This is a genomic window from Ruegeria sp. AK4 (assembly GCF_056541025.1).
The window spans coordinates 1-3,981 of the sequence record NZ_JBQFXS010000056.1; the positions used below are offsets into that span (position 1 = coordinate 1).

The following is a 3,981-nucleotide window of genomic DNA, read 5'->3' on the forward strand; positions in this document are numbered from 1 at the left end:
CTCGGCAATGCGCTGGATTTCCGTTCGCAACGCCCCGGGTGAAGTCAACGAGCGTTCGGTCTGCGGTTGCAGATTTCCGGCGGCAAGAAACCCCGCCAGCGTTTTCTGCCGCAATGTCGACAGGTACATCTTGCCACTGGCCGTACAATGGAACGGCACCTGCGTGCCGACCGGCAGCTGAATCCGCAGCGGCCATTTGGTTTCCACCCGGTCCAGATAGATCATCCCCTCGCGGTCGGGAATGGCAAGGTTGCAGGTCTCGCCCACCTGTTCGGCGACGCTGCGCAGGATCGCCAGACGCGCCGTGCGCAGATGCGCGGAGGACATCGTGTTGACCGAAAGCAGGCGCAGCCGGTGTCCCGGGCCGTATGAGCGGCCATCCAGATCGCGTTGCAGAAAGCCCTCGGCCTCGGCGGTTTGCAGCAGGCGGTGCACGGTTGGCTTGGCCAGACCCAAGGTTTCGATCAGGTCCGATGGTTTGACGGCGACCCCGCGCCGCGCCACCTCCTCGAGGATGAGGAGAAGGCGCAGGTTGGTCGGGATCTGAGTTTCCTTGGTTTCTGTTTCCGTCAGGGCCATCCCGCAACAGTCTAGTTATTTGGCAGCAGGATCAAGGCCAGATCGGGCACGAGCGACACCAAAATCCACACTGAAAGCAACGACACCAGATAGGGCACCGTGTATCTCAGCAGCCGGAAATAGGGCACTCCGGTCACGCCCGATGCCACATAAAGGTTCAGCCCGTAAGGTGGGGTGATGAACCCGATGGACGCGCCCACAAGGAAGATCACCGAGAAATGGATCGGATCGATGCCGACCGAAGCGGCAATCGGCGCCAGGATCGGGGCCAGGATGATCGTCACCGGCAGGCTTTCCAGCACCATGCCCGAGAAGAAGACGATCACCATCGAGGTGAACAGAACCGCGTGATAGCCGCCCATCGAGGTTACAAAGTTCCCGATAGTTTCCTGTGCGCCAAGCAGAGACAGGATTTGCTGCATCACAACGGAAATGGCGATCAGCGGTGCGAGGATGCCGGTGATCTGCGCAGAGCGGATCACGATCGAGGGGATCTCGGGGATCGTGAAGCCTTCGACCACGAACATTTCGGCAAAAGTCTTCTCGGTTGGCGGAATGTCGTTCCGCGCGCCCATGATCCGGTTGATCGGATAGCTGACCAGACCGGCGATGACGCAGAAGCCCACGGTCACGCCCGCCGCCTCGGTCGGAGAGAACTTGCCCGTATAGATGCCCCACAAAACCAGACCGATGGCGAAGAAGCCCAGCCAGGCACCGAATGCTGTTTTCAGCACCCGGTTCAGTTGCAGCGGGATCAGGTAGCCCCAGCCATTCATGCGGCAGATGATCCAGCAGGCAAACTGCATGCCGAACACCATGAGTGCACCGGGCAGGATGCCCGCCACGAACAGCTCGGAAATCGGCAGGTTCATCAGGAAGCCGTAGACGATGAAGATGATCGATGGCGGAATGATGATCCCCACCGTACCACCCGCCGCCGCAGTGGCGGCGCTGAAGCGTTCGTCATAGCCGCCCTTGACCATTTCGGGGTGCAGCATCGAGCCAATGGTGGCCGTCGTGGCCGAGTTCGACCCCGAGATCGCCGCGAACAGCCCGCAGGCCCCCAGCGAGGCCATCGCCAGCCCGCCGCGTATCCAGCCCAGGCAAGCATAGGCAAAATCGCTGAGCCGTCGTGCAATGCCCGATTTGTTGATCAGGTCTCCGGTCAGGATGAACAGCGGCATCGCCAGCAGGGCAAAGCCCTTGTTGAACACGTTCAGCAGCTCGGCCCCCATATTGTCCAGCGTCAGGCCAAGGACAAAGGAACAGCCGATGACCCAATACCCGATGACCAGCAGCACGGGCACGCCCAGCATGAACAGGAATGTGACCCCCAGCGAGATCAGTGTGACCAAGGTTCCGTCTGCCATCAGTCTGCTCCGATCACGGCCTGCTTGATTAGCGGCTCGCCAGTTTTCCAGTTGTGTAAATCGTCAGCCAGGTTTTGGAACACCCGCCCGACCATGAGAAAGAAGGACAATGGTGCTGCCAACAGGAACCACCACTGCATAATATTGTCGGTGCCCAGAACGATCTGAAAGTTCGAGGCCGACAGCGCCACCAGCCGGGTTGTGGTCACGATGACGATCACCGCAAAGATGAACCACAGGACCGCGTCAAGAAACAGGCACGCGAGTTGCCCGCCGCGCGGCATGGACGTGCGAAACTCGCTGAAACTCAGATGGGTGCGCAGCCGCACGTTATAAGACGCGCCGAACCAGGCCATGACCATGAACAAAAGCGGAGGAATTGTCGTGGACCAGGGTTCCTGATCATTGAACACGAACCGGTCGATCACCCCCCAGAAAATGATGAAGGCAATCGCAAGGTAGGAATAGACCATAACGGCACGTTCAAAGTGGCGTTCGACAAACGGCACTTTCCGGTAAATCCACATGATGAGGAGCCCGCCCAGGGCCGAGACAATTGCGCCCACAACCCATGTTGCGTCGGATTCCAGCGCTGATTGAATCTCGAATGAATCGAAGGTGAGCAAGGCACTGAATATCGCGCCGACATCTGCCCAAAATGACATGAACCCCGTCCTCCCAGTCGGTGTTTGGTGGAACCGGCCCACATGGGCCGGTTCGTATTAAGCTTAGGTTAGGCCTCGCCTCTCCACCAGCGGCGTGGCTCGACGTTTTCCGCGATAGTGTCAGCGGGGATCTCACGCGCGATGTCGTAGATTTCCTGATAGGTGTCGATGCCACCGGCCCATTTGTTGATCCGCTCGCGCCACTGCGCCCAAGGCTCGGGGTTGTAGTTGGGGGCACACATTTCTTCGGCCAGTTTGATCTGATCGTCTGCCAGGAAGGCCGGGCGCACACCGTTTTCGGCGAAGATCGTGTTCGGCAGTTGCGGTTCCGAGAAACCAACGGTGTTCAAAAGCGCCGCTTCATTGGCACCCTGAATCAGGGCCTGCGTGAAGTAGGACGATTCCATGACCGCATCCTGCAGCTCACCGCCCAGGCTGTCGAAGACCTTCGAAGACATCGAAGTGTGTTCAGTACCGCAGAAGAACTTCAGGTTCACCGATTGCGATACAACGGGTGCCATGTTGGCGTAGGCCACGGCTGACGCCCATGTTTCTGCACCATCGATCAGGCCGGTTTTCAGCGCGTCCAGCGTTTCTTCCCATGCCACCGGAACCGGGTTCAAGTTCAGCAGCTGCATCGCGATTCGGCCAAGCTGCGTGCCCGTCACGCGGTTTTTGGTGCCAAACAGCTCTTCCAGTTTGGTGACGGTCGGTTTGTCGGCAAAGTTCGCGCCCATCTGCAGACCACGCAGTTCACAATGCGTGAACAGGAACTTCAGACCGTGCCGTTTTTCCAGCGGATCGCGCAGGATGCGCTGGCTCGCGGGGCTGTAGAAGAAGTGATACTGCGCCGCGCGGCTGGGGAACATATAGGCATAGTCCAGCACGTTCAGATAAGGCGCGCCGCCAGCCGAGTTCTGAGTCGAGGCCGCGTAGATATCGACGATTCCCTGCTGGGTTTTTTCCACACAGCTCAGCTGCCCGCAAATCTGGTTGTCGCCGATGAACTCGATGCGAATCTCGCCATCCGTGCGTTCTTCCAGATCGCGTGCAAACTCGATCGCGCCTGCGCGTTCGATCAGCAGGTTGCGGGTGTTGAAGCCCGATGCGCCGAATTTCAGCGTGTGCTTCGGCTCTTTCGAGAACCGCTTTTCATATGTGGATTCAGCGGCCTGCGCCAGATTCGCCAGACTCATCGCGCCGCCGAACCCGCCTGCTGCCAGCAGTGTCGAGCTCATGCCGTAACGGCCCGCCACGCGGAAGAAATCCCGACGCGAAATACCACTTAGTTTCTTGCCGATCTCCATTGCTTACCTCCCTGATCGCAATTATTGAGACGTTTTGTATCAAAAAACGCTAGTATATTT

At 58.9% G+C, this 3,981-nt stretch carries 4 protein-coding genes; all 4 read right to left on the reverse strand.

Annotated elements, in window-relative coordinates:
- The coding region (locus tag ACR0EZ_RS25720; protein ID WP_480617665.1) for an IclR family transcriptional regulator at positions 1-579 on the reverse strand (579 nt) is incomplete at its 3' end.
- 11 nt (positions 580-590) lie between these two features.
- Positions 591-1,949 (reverse strand): TRAP transporter large permease, encoded by a 1,359-nt coding sequence (locus ACR0EZ_RS25725; protein ID WP_480617667.1) that lies wholly within the window; start codon positions 1,947-1,949, stop codon positions 591-593.
- The gene (locus tag ACR0EZ_RS25730) at positions 1,949-2,614 is read right to left on the reverse strand and encodes a TRAP transporter small permease (RefSeq protein ID WP_480617669.1); all 666 of its coding nucleotides are present in this window, start codon (positions 2,612-2,614) and stop codon (positions 1,949-1,951) included. The genes ACR0EZ_RS25725 and ACR0EZ_RS25730 overlap by 1 nt, the downstream gene beginning before the upstream one ends.
- A 68-nt stretch (positions 2,615-2,682) precedes the next feature.
- On the reverse strand, positions 2,683-3,921 hold the full coding sequence (locus ACR0EZ_RS25735) for a TRAP transporter substrate-binding protein (RefSeq protein ID WP_480617671.1): 1,239 nt from the start codon (positions 3,919-3,921) through the stop codon (positions 2,683-2,685).
- Between the last annotated feature and the right edge of the window lie 60 nt (positions 3,922-3,981).

What these genes read in the sequence shown, in the direction of transcription:
- ACR0EZ_RS25725 (WP_480617667.1), bottom strand. Translation starts at nt 1,949, where the DNA reads ATGGCAGACGGAACCTTGGTCACACTGATCTCGCTGGGGGTCACATTC.
- ACR0EZ_RS25730 (WP_480617669.1), bottom strand. Translation starts at nt 2,614, where the DNA reads ATGTCATTTTGGGCAGATGTCGGCGCGATATTCAGTGCCTTGCTCACC.
- ACR0EZ_RS25735 (WP_480617671.1), bottom strand. Translation starts at nt 3,921, where the DNA reads ATGGAGATCGGCAAGAAACTAAGTGGTATTTCGCGTCGGGATTTCTTC.